The organism is Streptomyces sp. ITFR-21 (assembly GCF_031844685.1).
Classification (GTDB): Bacteria; Actinomycetota; Actinomycetes; order Streptomycetales; family Streptomycetaceae; genus Actinacidiphila.
This window is the reverse complement of sequence record NZ_CP134605.1, coordinates 1,774,098-1,790,170: the sequence shown is the minus strand read 5'-3', so window position 1 is coordinate 1,790,170 and position 16,073 is coordinate 1,774,098. Positions and strand designations below refer to the sequence as shown.

The following is a 16,073-nucleotide window of genomic DNA, read 5'->3' as shown; positions in this document are numbered from 1 at the left end:
CTGCTCGCCGACCGGTTCACAGTGCTGGACGCGCGGAGCCTGCGCGAAGTTCCCCGGAGTCCGCCCGTACGATGTGCCCCAGAGTCTCGCCGCCCGTCCCCGAGTACGCAAAGGGTCCGCTCCCATGTCGCCTGCCGCAGCCACCGCCCTGACCACGCTCGCCGAGTCCGGCGGCGGTAACCACCCGAGCCTGAGCCCGTACCTGACCGGTTTCGGCGCGCTCGGCGCGCTGCTGTTGCTGCTCTGGATCGTGACCCGCTTCAACCGGGACTGACATGTCCGCCGCGAAGAAGCGCATCGGCGTGATGGGCGGTACCTTCGACCCCATCCACCACGGGCACCTGGTGGCCGCGAGCGAGGTGGTCAGCCTCTTCCACCTCGACGAGGTGGTGTTCGTACCCACCGGGCAGCCCTGGCAGAAGGAGGACCGCAAGGTCTCGGCCGCCGAGGACCGCTATCTGATGACGGTGATCGCCACCGCCTCCAACCCGCAGTTCTCGGTCAGCCGCAGCGACATCGACCGCGCGGGCCGCACATACACCATCGACACCCTGCGGGACCTGCGCGCGGAGCACCCGACGGCTGACCTGTTCTTCATCACCGGTGCCGACGCCCTGTCGCAGATCTTCTCCTGGCGGGACGCCGGGGAGCTGTTCTCCCTGGCACATTTCATCGGCGTGACACGTCCGGGGCATACCCTGTCCGACCCGGGCTTCCCTGAGGGCGGGGCGTCACTGGTGGAGGTACCGGCGCTGGCGATCTCGTCCACGGACTGCCGCCAGCGGGTGGCCAAGGGGGATCCTGTCTGGTACTTGGTTCCGGACGGTGTGGTGCGCTACATCGACAAACGCGCGCTGTACCGGGACGCGACCGGGTAGCGGCGCAAAAACACACGAAGGGGTTCCTCGTGAACGACGCAAACCCCCGTTGGCAGTATGCCGAGGGCGGTCCCGACAACGAGAGCGACCCTTACGCGCAGGACCCTTACTACCAGCAGCAGCACTACGGTTACGACGCGTACGGCAGGCCCCTCGCGCCACAGCAGGATCTCCAGCAGCAGGAGTACGCGGATCCGTACTACACCGACCCCTCGCAGACGTACGGCGGCCAGCAGCAGGGCGCCCCGCAGCAGGGCGGACAGCACCAGGGCGGCCAGCCGCCGGGCTGGATCCCGCAGCAGCCCCAGCGCCCGTACTACGAGCAGCCGCAGCAGCCGCAGGGATACGGCACGGGACAGCAGGCCCCGTACCAGACGGGTCAGCAGCCGGTTTACGACACCGGCCGGCAGCAGGCGTACGAGACGGGTCGGCAGCCTCTCTATGGCACCGGGCAGCAGCCGGTCTACGACACCGGGCAGCAGCAGGCGTACGACACCGGCCCGCAGCCGCAGGGATACGACACGGGACAGCAGGCCCCGTACCAGACGGGTCAGCAGCCGGTTTACGACACCGGGCAGCAGCAGATATACGACACCGGGCAGCAGCCTCCTTATGGCACCGGGCAGCAGCCGCTCCACAACACCGGCCCGCAGCCGCTGGGGCCCGAGGCGCCGGCCGCGCCCGAACCGGCGGCGGAGCCCGCGGCCGGCTATCACACCGAGCAGTTCTCCTTCCTCGACGAGGCGTCGGAGGAGTCCGAAGAGGTCATCGACTGGCTGAAGTTCTCCGAGTCGCGCACCGAGCGCCGGGAGGAGGCCAGGCGGCGCAGCCACAACCGCAAGGTCGGCCTGGCGGTCCTGCTGGTGCTGGCCGTGCTCGGGGCCGGCGGCTATCTGTGGCACGCGGGCAGAATCCCCGGCCTCAACCAGGCCGGCACCGCGCCGGTCGCCTCCGGCGGCGCCCAGAAGCGCGACGTGATCGTCGTCCACATGCTGCCGGTCAACGGCGGCCCCAGCTCCACCGCGCTGCTGGTCGACAACGCCACCAAGGGCCGCGGCACCACCGTACTGATCCCGGGCGGGCTCCAGGTCGGCGCCGACGACGGCACCACGACCACCCTGGACAAGTCCGTCGCCGACGGCGTGGGCCCCACCCGGGACGCGCTCAACGCGCTGCTCGGCACCGACATCAAGGGCAGCTGGCGGCTGGACTCGCCGTACCTGGAACTCCTGGTCGACTCGCTCGGCGACGTCTTCGTGAACACCGACACCGCGGTCAAGGGCACCGGCAAGGACAGCGGGACGACCCTGGTGCCCAAGGGCCCCCAGGAGGAGCTGACCGGCCAGGCCGCCGTGGCGTACGCCACGTACAAGGGGCCGGGGGAGTCGCAGACCGACCAGCTCGCCCGCTTCGGCCAGGTGATGCAGGCGGTGCTGAAGAAGATGCCCAGCGACGCCGACGACGCCACCAGGACCGTCCAGGGACTCAGCCAGATCCTCGACCCGTCGCTGACCGACAAGCAGCTGGGCGCCTCGCTCGCCCAGCTGGCGGAGCTGGCCAAGACCGGCGCCTACGACACCGCGATGATGGCGGTGCAGCCGGACGGCACGCTCGGCGCCCAGGCCGCCGGCAGCGTCGTCAAGGACGTACTGGGCGGCAACGTCAAGCAGACCGGCGGGAGTTCGGCGCAGGCCCGGGTGCAGATCCAGGACGCCACCGGCACCGCCAAGGCGGCCGACATCGCCCAGGCCGCGATCGTGAACGGCGGCACGTACGTGTACGTGCCCGGCGGCAAGGCGGCGAGCACCCAGCCGCTGTCCCAGGTGCGCTACGCCGACCCGGCCCGGCTCGCCGCGGCCAAGGACGTGGCCGCCACCCTGGGACTGCCGGCGAGCGCGGTGCAGCCGGGCACGGTGCCGTCCAACGCGGACGTCGTGGTCGTCCTCGGCAAGGACTACAAGCTGCCGTCGGACGACTGACGCCGTAGGCCGCGCACCCGGGTGGCCTTGGTCCGGTCGGGGGCTGTCGGAGGGTCGTGAGACCCTTGACCGACCAGCCCCCGACCGGAAAGCCGCTTCTGTGACCGCCACTGACCGCTCCATCGAGCTGACCCGGCACGCCGCCCAGGCCGCGGCCGACAAGCTCGCGCACGACATCATCGCCTACGACGTCAGCGACGTGCTCTCCATCACCGACGCCTTCCTGGTCGCCTCCGCGCCCAACGACCGGCAGGTCAAGGCCATCGTGGACGGCATCGAGGAGACCCTGCTCAAGGAGCTGGACGTCAAGCCCGTGCGGCGCGAGGGCGAGCGGGACGGGCGCTGGGTGCTGCTCGACTACATCGACATCGTCGTCCACGTGCAGCACTCGGAGGAGCGGGTCTTCTACGCGCTGGAGCGGCTGTGGAAGGACTGCCCGGAGATCGAGCTGCCCGAGGAGGCGGTGGCCACCCGCGGCAAGGCGGAGGCCCACGCGCGGGCCTCCGCCGCGGGCGAGGACGAGGGAGCCTGAGCTGAACGGCGGCAACGGCGGCCGGGGGCGCCGCATCGTCTTGTGGCGGCACGGCCAGACCGCGTGGAACCTGGAACAGCGCTTCCAGGGCACCACCGACATCGAGCTGACCGGGACGGGCGTCGCCCAGGCGCGCCGCGCCGCCCGGCTGCTGGCCGCGCTGAGCCCGGACGCCATCATCTCCTCCGACCTGCGCCGGGCGGCGGCCACCGCGGCCGAGCTGTCCGCGCTCACCGGCCTGCCCGTCACCTCCTGCGAGGGCCTGCGGGAGACCTACGCGGGCGTCTGGCAGGGCCTGACCCACGCCGAGATCCTCGACCGGTACGGCGAGCAGTACGAGGCGTGGAAGCGCGGCGAGCCGGTGCGGCGCGGCGGCGGCGAGCTGGAGACCGAGGTCGCCGACCGGGCCGCGCCTCTTGTGCTGAACGCCGCCGACAAACTGCCCGACGGCGGCGTGCTCGTCGTGGTCAGCCACGGCGGCACCATCCGCACCACCATCGGCCGGCTGCTCGGTCTGGATCCGGTCAGCTGGGAGTCCCTCGGCGGCCTCACCAACTGCTGCTGGTCGGTGCTCGGCGAGGGCGTCCGGGGCTGGCGGCTCAACGAGCACAACGCCGGCACCCTGCCCGAAGCGGTGCTCGGCGACGACTCCTAGGGCCAGCCGTAAGGATTTCGTTTCCGGCGCGCTCACCGGCTATGCTTCTTCTCGTCGCCGCGACAACCGGGCGGACGCGGGGCTGTAGCTCAGTTGGTAGAGCGCTTGCATGGCATGCAAGAGGTCCGGGGTTCAATTCCCCGTAGCTCCACAAAGAAGTACCGTCGGAACCCCTGTTCTTTCGAAGGGCGCCTGCAAAGGCGGTAGGGGTCTGTTGTCCGACAGCGTCCTTCCCCCCCGGGGAGGGGCGCTTTTCTCATGACACCGGAACCGCGGATCCGGTGACCGCCGCCCGCTCGGCCTGCGCCGCCAGCGGCTCCGACAGCGGCCGGCCGTGCACCTCGCGGCCGATGACCGGGTCCGCCACCGCCCGCAGCCGCTCGATCCGCGACCCGTCCTCCTCCGCGACCGGGGCGTACGCCACGATCCGGTGCTCCGACATCCCGTCGATGGTCAGCGAGAGCGACGTCAGGTTGATGACGCCGACGGCGGCGTGCCGGAAGACCTTCACCCGGCGGCCGGGCGCGGCCACGTCGCCGTGCGCCCACAGCCGCGCGAAGTACGGGCTCTCCTCGACCAGCCGCGCGACGAACGCCTCCCAGGCCGGCTCGCCCACGTGCCGCCCGTACGGCCGGCGCAGCTGCGCCACCATCCAGGGCAGTTCCTCGGCGGCGTTGACGAAGGTGGATCAGCACTGCGGCACCGTGATCAGCTTGTAGAGCACATTGCGCTCGCGCCGGTTCACCAGCGCGGTCATCGGCCACAGCGTGCGGTAGGCGGAGTTCGACCCGACCACGTCGTAGCGCCCGTTGTAGATCACGGCCGGCAGCGGGTCCAGCGACTCCAGGACGCGCAGCACGTCGGCGCCGACGGCCTCCTCGTCGGTGACCGGGCCACGCGGCCCCGTCCGCGGCCTCGTCCGCCGCACTCGCCCCGTGGGCCGCGGCCCACCCGTCCGCCGGCGGCGCCGATCCCGGAGCCGGGCGCGCGCTCGGCATGTCGCTGGGCGGGCCGCTGGTCAGCCCCGACCTGTTCGGCACCGGCCGGCGGCCGGTGTTCCTGGTCAACGTGCCGATCGGCGCCGCGATGCTGGTGACCGCCACGCGTGTGCTGCCGCGCGACGTGCGCACCGCCCCCGAGCGGCGCCGCGGCCTGGACCTGCCGGGGCTGACCGCGCTGGCGGCGGCCCTCACGCTGTTCACCGTACCGCTGGTGCTGGTGCTGGTGCTGGTGCTGGTGCTGGTGCTGGGGCAGGGGCTGGGGCAGGAGGAGGGCTGGCCGGTGTGGGGCCGGGTCTGCCTGGGGCTGAGCGTGCTGCTCTTCGCGCTCTTCACCGTCATCGAGTCCCGGCCGGCCCGGCGCGGCGGGACGCCGCTGGTGTCCGCCCGGGTGCTGCGGGCGCCGGGTATGGCACGGGCCGTCGCGGTGATCACGCCGTCCATGGCCGTCAACGCCGGCTTCCTGTTCGCGGTCGCGCTGCACCTCCAGTCCGGGCTCGGCTTCAGCGCGCTGCGCACCGGGCTGGCGTTCGCGACCTGCGCGGTCGGCTTCGGCGGGATCGGCCTGACCTGGCGGCGGCTGCCGGTGGCCTGGCGGCCGTGGCCCGCGACCTCCGGAATGACGGTCGCAGGGCTCTCGCTGGCCTGGCTCGGCCTGGCGCTGCGCGGCGGCGGAACCGGCGGGCCGTGGCTCTACGTCGCCCTGCTCGGCCTCGGGCTCGGCCTGGGGGCGGCGTTCAGCCCGACGTTCACGCTCGCGCTGGCGAAGGTCGTACCCCAGGACGCGGCCGACGCCAGCGGGCTGCCGGCGACGGTGACGCAGCCGGGCGGGCTGATCGGGGTGGCCACCCTCGGCACGCTGTTCCTCAACCGGCTGGCGCTGCCGGGCCCGCATCCGTCGGTGCACGCCTTCGCCGTCACGGCGGCGCTGGTGGTGGTGTCGGCGGCGGGGGCCCTGGCGGGGCTGCCCTACGCTTCCCGCCCGGCCGCCGGGCCTTCCCGTACCGCCGGGTCTGCCGGCGCCCCGGGGTCGCCTGCCGCCCGGCCGCGAGGCGTTTTTCCGGGCCTTCCGGCGCTCAGGCCAGCGCCGGGTAGTCGGTGTAGCCGCGCTCGTCGCCGCCGTAGTAGGTGGCCCGGTCCGGGGCGTTGAACGGGCCGCCCGAGCGGAGCCTGCGGGGCAGGTCGGGGTTGGCGAGGAAGAGGGCGCCGTACGACACCATGTCGGCGGTGCCGTCCTCGACCAGCGCCAGCTCCTCGGGACCCGAAGGGCGGCCGTCGGTACGGGCGTTGAGGATGACCACGCCGCCGAACCGCTTGCGCAGCTCCAGGGTCAGCGCCCGGTCCCCGGTCTCGGTGATGTGCAGATAGGCCGGGCCGACCGGCTCCAGGGCGCGGAGCAGCGCCAGGTACGTGGGCCCGGGGTCGGGCTCGTCGATGTCGCCGAGCGGGTTGCCGGGGGAGATCCGCAGCCCCGTACGGTGCGGGCCGATCGCCTCGGCCACGGCCCGTACCAGCTCCGCCGCGAACCGGGCCCGGCCCTCGTGGTCCCCGCCCCAGCCGTCGGTGCGCAGGTTGGAGTTGGGTGCCAGGAACTGGTGGACGAGGTAGCCGTTGGCGCCGTGCACCTCGACCCCGTCGAAGCCGGCGTCGATCGCGTTGCGGGCGGCGGACACGTGGTCGGCGATGGTCCGCCAAATGCCGTCCTCGTCCAACTCCTCGGGTACCACGTACTCCTTGGGCCCGTCGGCGGTGTAGATCCGCCCCTTCGGCGCGACGGCGGAGGGGCTCACCGGGACCAGCCCGTGCGGGGACACCGACGGGTGCCCGATCCGGCCGGTGTGCATCAGCTGCGCGAAGATCCGGCCGCCGGCGGTGTGCACGGCGTCCGTGACCTTCCGCCAGGCGGCGACCTGCCCCGCGCTGTGCAGCCCCGGGGTGTCCGGGTACCCCTGTCCGGCGGCTGACGGCTGCGTGCCCTCGGTGATGATCAGCCCGGCGGAGGCGCGCTGCGCGTAGTACGCCACCGCCGCGTCCGTGGGGCTCTGCCCCGGCCCGAACGCTCGGCTCCTGGTCATCGGCGCCATCACGATCCGGTTGGCCAGGCTCAGCCCTGCCAGCTCGATGGGGTCGAACGCGGTGGTCACGGCGGCCTCCTGACCGGGTCCGACGACGATCTCGGCGGCCGGCCCCGGACGCCCGGCCGGGGGCCACCGTAACCCGGGAAGCCCCCGCGGAATATTGAGGTTTCATGAACTCCCGGCCCGGTCGCCCCACCCGGTTCCCCCGCGTCGGCCCCGAACCGCCCTGCTGCGTGTCGGCCCCGGGTTGCCCCGCGCCGGACCCCGACCGGACCCCGACCGGACCCCGACCGGACCCGGGTCGACCCGCCGCCGGACCCCGGGGCCGTGGCCCCGCCCGCCCCGGCGCACCCCGCCGCCGGATTTGCCTCACCACCCCGGGGGCCGTGTAAAGTACCCCGAGTCGCCGGGCCCCACCGCCCGCCGCACGCGGGGCTGTAGCTCAGTTGGTAGAGCGCTTGCATGGCATGCAAGAGGTCCGGGGTTCAATTCCCCGTAGCTCCACCAGAGAAGTACCGTTGGAACCCTTGCCCTTCCAATGGCCGCCTACCAGGGCGGCCAGGGCCAGGTCCCAGGCAGCACCCTTCCCCTCCGGGGGAGGGTGCTGTTTTTGTGTTGGGCCGCGCCTGTGGCGCTTGGGGCTGCAGCCGGCCCACCAGGGGCGTTCTCGCCCGTGGTGAGTGTCTTCAGGGCTTGTCGGGCGCGCTGTGCCTCGTGCAGCGTGGCGAAAGGCTCGTGCAGGCTGTGGTCGACGGTGACGCCGGCGGAGACTTCCTCATCGAGGTACAGGCTGTGGAACAGGGCCAGGTTGCGCACGCGGCGATGCTCGTCGTCGCAGAGTAGGTAAAGGGCTTGCGGGTTTTGAAGTAGTTCGAGGCACAGCCCGATCGCCTCGATGGCTGCGCTGAGGTCGTGGTCGGTGCCTTGCAGCCGGGCGCTGAGCCGTTCTCACTGAGGTTTTCTCAGCGAAGATCATTTCCAGATTTCGTTGAGGACGAGTGCGGCGCGGGCGATGTCGCCGATCCGGCGTGGGCTGAGGGTGACGTGTTTGAGAGCGCGCCAGCGTTCTTTGAGTTCGGCGGCGGCGCGTTCGCCGAGTGCGCGGAGGTCTCTGATGAGGGTGTTCGTGGTTCGGGTGTCGGCGTGGAGGGCCTGCTCGGACTGGCTTTTCGGTCGGCGGACCGGCACGTGGATGCCGATGCCGGCGCCGGTGTGGCCCTTGTCTGCCGGGGTCGGCAGCCCGTGGGCGGCGGCCTTGTAGAGGGCGGGCAGTGCGTGGATGCGGGCGGCGGTGATGTCGGGGGTGGAGCCGGGTTCGACGTCGGAGACCCATAAGGGGGTTCCGTCCGGGGCGGACAGGAACTGCACGTTGCCGCCGAACGCTTTGTGTTTCCGGCTGAACCACAAGTCGTTGCCGTTGTCGCGGACGCCCGCGAGGCGGTCGGACTCGATGAGGGTGCCGTCGAGGATCACGTGCGTCATGCCTTCGCGTCGGCAGCGGTCGAGGACCTGGTGCAGGGCGGGGGCTTGGTCGGCGAGGACGCCGATGCCCTCGTGGAGGTGGCGGTAGCCGGTGGCCTGGGAGACTCCGGCGTCCTGTGCCGGGCAGTGCACGCAGGCTTGCTGGCGGAACCAGCGCAGGACGGGCACGGCCTGACGGAACGGACCGAGCGCCCGGCTGCCGCGCGGGGTGCCGATGCGGCGACGGTGGGCGGCCAGCCGGGACAGGTGGTCCACGACGTAGCGCGGGACGTCGAGCGTGGCAACATAGGTGACCAACGTGAAGCCTCTGGTGGTTCGGACAAGATCTTGTGGTGAGACCTGTCCTACCAGGGGCTTTACGTCTGCCCACGGCCGGTATGGGTTCGTCCGATCCGCCCACAGGCGCGCGGTTCACGACGTTTCGCGAAGATCATTTCGCTGCGAAAACCTCACTCACTTGGCGTCTCTCCCATGATCAGCAGATCCGCCGTTGATTGGACACTCCACTTCACGGAACGGCCCTTGCCGTGGTGCGTCTCGATCAGCCCCGCGCCTTCCAGCTCGATAAGAGCCTGCCGGGCGGTCCGGCGACAGACCTCGTACCGCTCGGTCACCGCGGCCTCGCCGGGAAGTCCGTCGTTCTGCCTCGTCCTTTCTTCGGCAGGGCTGGTGTGCCCCGCACCGGCGCAGCATGTGACGAGGGCGGCGTCGGCGCGGGGCGCTTCCGTTGCCCTTACCCGGATCAGGCAGCCATCGGGCCAGCTCTCGCGGGTGACCGCGTGATCCGCCGACTGCCGCGGCGTGGGCCGCGAAAGCGCGCGGCGCCGGGGCTTTCCGCCTGCCGAGCACCGCCTCGGCGCTGCTTCCCCCGTGCCGACTGTGACCGGTTGTCGACTTATCGTCAGCCGCCCGGACTTGGGACGATGGGGTCGCCGGACTCCGCGCTCCGTTGACTCCTGGGGGCAGCACCGTGGTCCTGTACGTCGGCTCCGACGAGACGCCCGCCCGCACCGCGCCGGCGCCCCGCCCTTCGTATCGGCCGTGGGCCGACGGCGTCTTCATCACGGTCGACGGCCCCAGTGGCGTGGGGAAGACGACGATGACCGGCCTTCTGGCGAAGTCCCTCCGCGGCTACGGCCTGACGGTGACCTCCACCACCGAGCCGTCGCCCTCGGCGATGGGGGAACTCGCCAGGTACGGAACACACCAGTACCACGGGCGCTCGCTGTCCTGCCTCATCGCCGCGGACCGGTACTACCACGCCGAGACCGTCATCCGGCCGGCGCTGGAACGCGGTGAGGTGGTGGTCTGCGACCGGTACCTGCCGTCGTCCCTGGTACTCGACCAGCTCGACGGCGTCCCCTTCGACTTCGTGTGGAACACCCAACGGGATCTGCCATGGCCGCATCTCGCCGTCTTCCTCACCGGCAGCTGGCAACTGTGCGCCCAGCGCGCGGCCGGCCGGGGGAACCACAGCCGCTTCCAGCTCGCGGACCGGGCGGCGAAGCAGAGGGAAGCCGAACTGTTCGGCCACGTGGCCGACGAACTGGTCACGCGAGGCTACCCGGTATGGCCGTACGACATCGGCGACCAGAGCCCGGAGGCCGTCCACAACGCCCTCGTCCTCCGGGCCACCGACCAGTTCGGATGGTGAACGAGCTCCCCCCGCACGGCGGCCTGGTACCAGGAGGAGATCATGAGAGTGGCACTGCTCTATCCCGAGGTCTACGACATGGCCCGCTTCCGTGAGGAGCGCAAGGAGTTCCCGCCTTTCGGAGTCCTCTACCTTGCCGCGGTGTGCGAGCGGGCCGGGCACGAGGTGGCCATCGAGAAGGTCACACCTGACCGAACGCGACTGGACCTGACCGGCTTCGATGCTGTCGGCTTCAGCCTGGCCTCCTCCGCGACGTACGGCTTCATGCTGCGGGCCCGCCGGCAGAGCGCCATACGTGACGACGCGCTGGTCATGGTGGGCGGCGTGCACTGCAACTTCTATCCGGAGTCCAGCCTGCGCGACTTCCAGGCGCACGTCGCCACCGACGGCGAGTCGGAGGAGACCATCCTGGCCCTTCTCGACCAGCACCGGGGCGGGAGTCCGGCGAACGTTCCCGGCATCCTTTACCTGGACGGTGACCAGGTCCGCCGCACCCCCAGACGCCCGCTGCTGCGCGACATCGACGCTCTGCCGCTTCCGGCCCGCCACCTGCTGCCGCGCGAGGACATCGTCATATCGGACCGGCTGGCCGGGACGGATCTGCCGATGGCCCATGTGATGTTCTCCCGCGGCTGCCCCTTTCCGTGCAGCTTCTGCGCGGCCGGGCAGACCCGTATCCAGTACCGCAGCGGGGCGAGCGCGCTGACCGAGTTGGAGCATCTGGTCGAGGCGTACGGCATCGAGGGCTTCGCCATCGTGGACGACAACTTCATCGTGGCCCGGCGGAAGGTCGGTGACATCTGCGACCACATCGCCCACCTGCGCCTGAGGTGGTCGGCCCTCTCGCGCGTCGACACCGTGGACGAGAACCTGGTCGCCCGGATGGCCCGAGCCGGCTGCATCGAGATCAAGTACGGCATGGAGTCGGGCAGCGAACAGCTCCTCAAGGCCATGCGGAAGAACACCAGGCGCGCGCAGATCAAGCGTGCCGTCCACATGGCCAACGACGCCGGGATCGAGGCGAAGGTCTTCGTCATCCACGGCTTCCCCGGCGAGGACGCCGCGACCACGGAGGAGACGGTCAGCCTCCTGCAGGAGCTCGGGGCCACCGTGAGCAGGGTCTCGCTGTTCCGGTTCGTCCCGCTCCCCGGCACCGAGGTCTACGAGAACGCCGACCTCTACGGCGTCCGGGGCACCCACCTCCAGCCCGACTGGGACGGCGACTGGGAGAAATTCCACATCCACCACAACACCAGGAGATGGTGGGGAAACGACCAGGAATGGGAAGAAATCGAAACCTCGCACACCCGGTTACGGAATTTTGTTGAATCCGGCTGGAACGCGCAAGGGTGAATCAGCGGTCTGCGGAAGGTGCTAAAGTCCACGCATGCTGACGTCCTCCGGTCCGTTGTCGGCGATTCACCGGCTGGATGACGCGACGTCGCGCGGTCTGTGGAATTGGACCTTGCGACGCCAGGGCCTGGCAGACGACACCCGTTTCGACTCGGTCGAATCGATCGCCCACGCGAGCCTCGGTCTGCACGCCGCCAGACTGCCCTCGCCTTTCGCCACGGTCGCCGCGCGCAGTGCCGACGGTGACGTGGCGGCCAGCCTGTTCGCGCCGCCGACCCGTGAACGGGTCATGACGGTCCGGTGCATGCGCAAGACCCTCCACACCCTCCCGCTGGAACTCGCCTCCGCCGCCCACGCGGCGACCCGCCACTACCGCGAACGCGACGCGCTGCGGGCCGTGGCCAACCGGCAGGAGCGGCTGGTGGACGTCGAGGCGGCCGTGGACGAGCTGACCGTGCTCCTCGGAGCGCAAGGCCCGCTCCCGCACCGGGGGATCGAGGAGCGGCTGGCCGGACACGGCATCGGCACCGTCCGGGCCCGTCTCGCCCTGAAGCTCGCCTGGGAGCGGGGGGACATCGCCTATCTGAACGTGTCCGACGCCTGGAACCGGGAGCTGCGGACCTTCGCGTTGACCGGACACGCCTACCCCGGCGCGAACCTCGGCCGTGAACGCCAGGGAGCGACGACCCGTTTGGTCGAGGCGTACTTCGACCGGTACGGCCCGGCCTCCCTCGCCGACGCCGTCTGGTGGTCGGCTCTCTCCCGCCGCGCCGTCACCGACGCCCTCGGCCGCAGCGACCGCGCGGTGGTGGCCGTCACGACGGGGTGGAGCGGCCAGCCGCAGTACATGTTCGCGGACCGGCTGGAGGAGTTCCTGGCCGAGGACGAGGCCGGCCGCCACAGCGGCGTGAACCTCCTCGCACACGAGGACGTGGCCCTCAAGGCGTACTTCGAGAGCAGAGGCCGCTACCTCGGCGGCCTGTCGGCCGGGCGTGCGTTCAATCGGATCGGCGAGGTGCTGCCCACCATCCTGTACGACGGGCACGTCGTCGGAACCTGGAGCTGGGACCCCGCCGAGCGGCGCGTCGCCACCCGCCTGGTCGGCGGCGCATCGACTCCTGAGCTGCGCGGATCCGTGCGGGCCCGTGCCAACCGGCTGACCCGGGTCCTGCGCCTCGGCTGGACGTCCGGCCGAGGCGGCCGCGCTGCCGCGATTCCCGGGCAGCCGCAGCCGCGGCCGTAACCGCTGGCAGGGTGCGACCGGCCGTGGACCGCGGGCGGCGGAGAGCCGCCCGGACGGCCACGGGGCGACTGCTAATCTGCTGCCGCGAAATCCCCCGAAGACCTGTCCGTGCACGCCCGACCGTACAGAGCGAGGCTCCGCGTGATTCCCTTGGAAAAGAATCAGTCACTCGAAGAGATTCAACGGTACGTGGCCGACATGGAAATCGAACGCGGTTTCAGTGAGCGGCCGGTGATCGAGCAGTGCCTGCAACTCGGCGAAGAGGTCGGCGAAGTCTTCAAAGCGGTGCGCAAGAGCGAGAAGATGCGCCTCGATCCGAACTCGGCGGTCGGCGACGTCGGTGAGGAACTGGCCGACGTGCTCATCTATCTCTGTGCTATCGCCAACCGGCTCGGCATCGACCTGGCCGACGCGCTGCGGACCAAGGAGACGGTCAACGAGACCCGCACCTGGGTCCCGGCCTGACCTCGTCCGCGCCGGACCGGTCGCTGCCCGCCCCCGCGGTGCCGTAGCCGGGCCCCTGCGTCGACCCCCGCCCCGCCCTGAAGCTCGCCGGGCCCTCGCCCACTCCGCGCTCCCGTAGCCGCGCCCCCGCGTCGACCCCCGCCGCGCGCCGCTGCCCCCGTGTCGACCCCCGCCGCGCGCCCCTGCCTCCGCCTCGCCCCGGGTTCGCGCGCCCCCGCCCCCGATCGCCGCCCCCGATCACCTACGGCGTTACCCGCGCGGTCTGTTGGGGTGGGCGGGGGCGCTGCTAGCGTCGGGCGGAGTGGGTCGGAAGCGGAGGGTGGGGGTCCGCAACCGGCGGTCGGGAAAAGTCTGTTGGTGGCGCGGAGTAGCCAACAGGCATGCCCCGGGGCGGATGGAGGCGATCGTTCCTTGACCTGCTCTTGGGAAAGTCATGCCCCTGGCATGAACTGATCAGCGAAAGAGTGTCGCTCTGCGGTACAAGCCGTACGGATAGCGGCACTCGCGGCGACACCGCATTCTGCTGCAACTCGCTTCGCATGGGGGTTTCATGAGATTTGAGCGCAAGAGAACCCGCGTCGGACTGGTGGCCGCCGCGGCGCTGCCCCTGGTCGCCGGCGCGCTCGTCATCGGAGCTCAGTCCGCCACGGCCGACCAGCCGACCGGACGCCAGCTCATCAGCGGCACCAAGCCCGCATGGGCGACCGCCAAGGCGGACAAGGGTGCCACGGCCGACTCCAGCAAGGTGACCGTCCGGGTCTACCTCGCCGGCAGGGACGCCAAGGGCCTGGCCGCCTACGCGCAGGCCGTGTCCGACCCGAACTCCGCCGACTACGGGAAGTACCTGACGCCGGCCCAGACCCAGTCCCGCTTCGGCGCCACCAAGGCCCAGATAGCCGCGGTCACCGACTGGCTGACCTCCGCGGGCCTGAAGGTGACCGGCACCAACCAGAGTTACCTCACCGTCACCGGTGACGTGGCTGCCGCCGAGAAGACGTTCGGCACCCAGCTGCACAACTACAGCAAGAGCGGCCACACTTACCGCGCCCCGACCGGCACCGCCTCCGTGCCCGCCTCGCTTAAGGGCGCGGTGCTCACCATCAGCGGCCTGGACAACGCGCCGAAGCGGGCCTCGCACGACGAGACGCTGCCCCCGCCGGAGGCCGCGTTCGTCAACTCCGGGCCGTTCTCCACGTACTACGGCTCGAACACCGACAAGAAGCTTCCCTCGGCGTACGGCGGCAAGGCCCCGTACACGATCAAGGGATACACCGGCGCACAGCTGCGTGCCGCCTACGGCGCCGGCAAGTACACCGGCAAGGGCGTCACCGTGGCGATCACCGACGCGTACGCCTCGCCGAACATCGTCGGCGACAGCGCGAAGCTCGCCAAGGACACCGGCGGCCAGAAGTACCGCAAGGGACAGCTCACCCAGGTCGTGCCCGGTCCCGACGGCTACAACACCGTCGAGGACTGCGGCGCTTCCGGCTGGTACGGCGAGGAGTCGCTCGACGTCGAGGCCGTGCATGCGGTGGCCCCCGACGCGAAGATCGTCTACGTGGGCGCCGCTTCCTGCAACGACGACGACCTGCTCGACTCGCTCGCCCTGATCGTCAACGACCGGCTCGCCACCATCGTCACCAACTCCTGGGGCGACGTGGAGGCCAACGAGACGTCCGACACCGCCGCGGCCTACGACCAGGTCTTCGAAAAGGGCGCGGTCGAGGGCATCGGCTTCTACTTCTCCTCCGGCGACGACGGCGACTCCGTCATCGACGAAGGCGTGACGGACGTCAACACCCCGGCGAACTCCCCCTGGGTCACCTCCGTCGGCGGCACCTCGCTCGCCGTCGGCAAGAACGACACCTACAAGTGGGAGACCGGCTGGGGCACCGAGCGCGCCCCGCTGGCGGCCGACGGCAAGAGCTGGACCGGCTTCCCCGGCCCGTTCACCTCGGGTGCGGGCGGCGGCACCAGCCGGCTGTACGCGCAGCCCTTCTACCAGAAGGGCGTCGTCCCCAACGCGCTGGCGCTCGCCAACGGCGGCACCACCAAGATGCGGGTCGAGCCGGACATCGCGGCCGTCGCCGACCCGAACACCGGCTTCCTCGTCGGTGAGACCCAGACGTTCCCGGACGGAACCGTGAAGTACAACGAGTACCGCCTCGGCGGCACCTCGCTGGCCTCCCCGGTCATCGCCGGCGTCGAGGCGCTCGCCCAGGAGGCGCGCGGCGGCGTCCCGATCGGGTTCGCCAACCCGGCGATCTACGACAAGTTCGGCACGTCCTCGTACCACGACGTGACCGACCACCCGCTGGGCCAGGGGCAGGGCATCGCGAACGTCCGGGTGGACTTCGCGAACACCACCGACGCCTCGGACGGCCTGATCACCTCGCTGCGTACCTTCGGCGTGGACAGCTCGCTGCACGCGACCGTCGGCTACGACGACGTGACCGGTGTCGGCACGCCCGGCAAGACGTACGTCTCGTCGTACAAGCCGGCCAAGCACGGCAAGCCCGGCAAGGGCAAGGGCCACCACTGAGGCCCCACAGCCCACCGCGAGGGGCCCGTACCGGGGAGATCCCCGGTACGGGCCCCTCGCCCGCTGCGGTAGCCTGACACCATGCGAGCCGTGAGCCTTCCGCTGAGCGAGCCGCGCTGACCGCGACCCACGTCAGTGCGGCCCCCCTCCTGAGCGAGGGGCTTTTTTGTTTCCGCGGAGGGCCCACCGGCGGCGCAGCCGTCACGACATCGAT

General features: G+C 71.1%; 15 protein-coding genes, 2 tRNA genes and 1 pseudogene. 14 read left to right on the top strand and 4 right to left on the bottom strand.

Annotated elements, in window-relative coordinates; translation table 11 throughout:
• Positions 1–124: 124 nt before the first annotated feature.
• From RLT57_RS07965 to RLT57_RS07940, 6 genes are all read left to right on the top strand, one after another.
• Entirely contained in the window at positions 125–274 is a 150-nt protein-coding gene (locus RLT57_RS07965; protein ID WP_311296660.1) for a hypothetical protein, read from the top strand.
• 1 nt (position 275) lies between these two features.
• Positions 276–878: a nicotinate-nucleotide adenylyltransferase gene (gene nadD, locus RLT57_RS07960; RefSeq protein ID WP_311296659.1), complete on the top strand. Its 603-nt coding sequence runs from the start codon at positions 276–278 to the stop codon at positions 876–878.
• A 29-nt stretch (positions 879–907) separates the two neighbouring features.
• Positions 908–2,857: an LCP family protein gene (locus RLT57_RS07955; RefSeq protein ID WP_311296658.1), complete on the top strand. Its 1,950-nt coding sequence runs from the start codon at positions 908–910 to the stop codon at positions 2,855–2,857.
• Between the two features lie 100 nt (positions 2,858–2,957).
• Complete coding sequence (rsfS, locus tag RLT57_RS07950; protein ID WP_311296657.1) at positions 2,958–3,389, top strand: ribosome silencing factor; 432 nt, start codon at positions 2,958–2,960, stop codon at positions 3,387–3,389.
• 1 nt (position 3,390) lies between these two features.
• The gene (locus tag RLT57_RS07945) at positions 3,391–4,044 is read left to right on the top strand and encodes a histidine phosphatase family protein (protein ID WP_311300625.1); all 654 of its coding nucleotides are present in this window, start codon (positions 3,391–3,393) and stop codon (positions 4,042–4,044) included.
• Between the two features lie 78 nt (positions 4,045–4,122).
• A tRNA-Ala gene (locus RLT57_RS07940) sits at positions 4,123–4,195 on the top strand.
• A gap of 105 nt (positions 4,196–4,300) precedes the next feature.
• On the opposite strand, the pseudogene RLT57_RS07935 reads toward RLT57_RS07940, so the two are convergent.
• Positions 4,301–4,903, bottom strand: a pseudogene (locus RLT57_RS07935) (hypothetical protein).
• Between the two features lie 137 nt (positions 4,904–5,040).
• Here RLT57_RS07935 and RLT57_RS07930 point away from each other — a divergent pair.
• Entirely contained in the window at positions 5,041–6,192 is a 1,152-nt protein-coding gene (locus tag RLT57_RS07930; RefSeq protein WP_311296656.1) for a hypothetical protein, read from the top strand.
• Here the strand turns inward: RLT57_RS07930 and RLT57_RS07925 are convergent.
• Positions 6,119–7,186, bottom strand: coding sequence for an alkene reductase (locus tag RLT57_RS07925; protein ID WP_311296655.1), 1,068 nt, complete (start codon positions 7,184–7,186; stop codon positions 6,119–6,121). The genes RLT57_RS07930 and RLT57_RS07925 overlap by 74 nt on opposite strands.
• 365 nt (positions 7,187–7,551) lie before the next feature.
• Here RLT57_RS07925 and RLT57_RS07920 point away from each other — a divergent pair.
• Positions 7,552–7,627: transfer RNA gene (locus RLT57_RS07920), tRNA-Ala, on the top strand.
• A gap of 186 nt (positions 7,628–7,813) precedes the next feature.
• Positions 7,814–7,963, top strand: coding sequence for a hypothetical protein (locus RLT57_RS07915; RefSeq protein ID WP_311296654.1), 150 nt, complete (start codon positions 7,814–7,816; stop codon positions 7,961–7,963).
• A gap of 129 nt (positions 7,964–8,092) precedes the next feature.
• Here RLT57_RS07915 and RLT57_RS07910 read toward each other — a convergent pair whose 3' ends face one another.
• Positions 8,093–8,899, bottom strand: coding sequence for a transposase family protein (locus RLT57_RS07910; RefSeq protein WP_311296653.1), 807 nt, complete (start codon positions 8,897–8,899; stop codon positions 8,093–8,095).
• Between the two features lie 152 nt (positions 8,900–9,051).
• Entirely contained in the window at positions 9,052–9,345 is a 294-nt protein-coding gene (locus RLT57_RS07905; RefSeq protein ID WP_311300624.1) for a GntR family transcriptional regulator, read from the bottom strand.
• A 227-nt stretch (positions 9,346–9,572) separates the two neighbouring features.
• Here RLT57_RS07905 and tmk point away from each other — a divergent pair, with 227 nt between their 5' ends.
• The 5 genes from tmk to RLT57_RS07880 all read left to right on the top strand — a co-directional run bounded on the left by tmk (position 9,573) and on the right by RLT57_RS07880 (position 15,859).
• Positions 9,573–10,256: a dTMP kinase gene (gene tmk / locus RLT57_RS07900; RefSeq protein WP_311296652.1), complete on the top strand. Its 684-nt coding sequence runs from the start codon at positions 9,573–9,575 to the stop codon at positions 10,254–10,256.
• Positions 10,257–10,298: 42 nt separating this feature from the next.
• Entirely contained in the window at positions 10,299–11,609 is a 1,311-nt protein-coding gene (locus RLT57_RS07895; protein WP_311296651.1) for a B12-binding domain-containing radical SAM protein, read from the top strand.
• A 34-nt stretch (positions 11,610–11,643) separates the two neighbouring features.
• Positions 11,644–12,852: a DNA glycosylase AlkZ-like family protein gene (locus RLT57_RS07890; protein ID WP_311296650.1), complete on the top strand. Its 1,209-nt coding sequence runs from the start codon at positions 11,644–11,646 to the stop codon at positions 12,850–12,852.
• A 198-nt stretch (positions 12,853–13,050) separates the two neighbouring features.
• Positions 13,051–13,317 carry a MazG nucleotide pyrophosphohydrolase domain-containing protein gene (locus RLT57_RS07885; protein WP_311300623.1) on the top strand — a complete coding sequence of 89 codons (267 nt, stop codon included), beginning with the start codon at positions 13,051–13,053 and terminating at the stop codon, positions 13,315–13,317.
• 550 nt (positions 13,318–13,867) lie between these two features.
• Positions 13,868–15,859: a S53 family peptidase gene (locus RLT57_RS07880; protein ID WP_311296649.1), complete on the top strand. Its 1,992-nt coding sequence runs from the start codon at positions 13,868–13,870 to the stop codon at positions 15,857–15,859.
• Positions 15,860–16,073: the final 214 nt, after the last annotated feature.

Excerpts from the sequence above, each read along its gene's own strand:
- RLT57_RS07965 (WP_311296660.1), top strand. The coding sequence starts at position 125 with ATGTCGCCTGCCGCAGCCACCGCCCTGACCACGCTCGCCGAGTCCGGC.
- nadD (WP_311296659.1), top strand. The coding sequence starts at position 276 with ATGTCCGCCGCGAAGAAGCGCATCGGCGTGATGGGCGGTACCTTCGAC.
- RLT57_RS07930 (WP_311296656.1), top strand. The coding sequence starts at position 5,041 with ATGTCGCTGGGCGGGCCGCTGGTCAGCCCCGACCTGTTCGGCACCGGC.
- RLT57_RS07895 (WP_311296651.1), top strand. The coding sequence starts at position 10,299 with ATGAGAGTGGCACTGCTCTATCCCGAGGTCTACGACATGGCCCGCTTC.
- RLT57_RS07890 (WP_311296650.1), top strand. The coding sequence starts at position 11,644 with ATGCTGACGTCCTCCGGTCCGTTGTCGGCGATTCACCGGCTGGATGAC.
- RLT57_RS07885 (WP_311300623.1), top strand. The coding sequence starts at position 13,051 with ATGGAAATCGAACGCGGTTTCAGTGAGCGGCCGGTGATCGAGCAGTGC.
- RLT57_RS07880 (WP_311296649.1), top strand. The coding sequence starts at position 13,868 with ATGAGATTTGAGCGCAAGAGAACCCGCGTCGGACTGGTGGCCGCCGCG.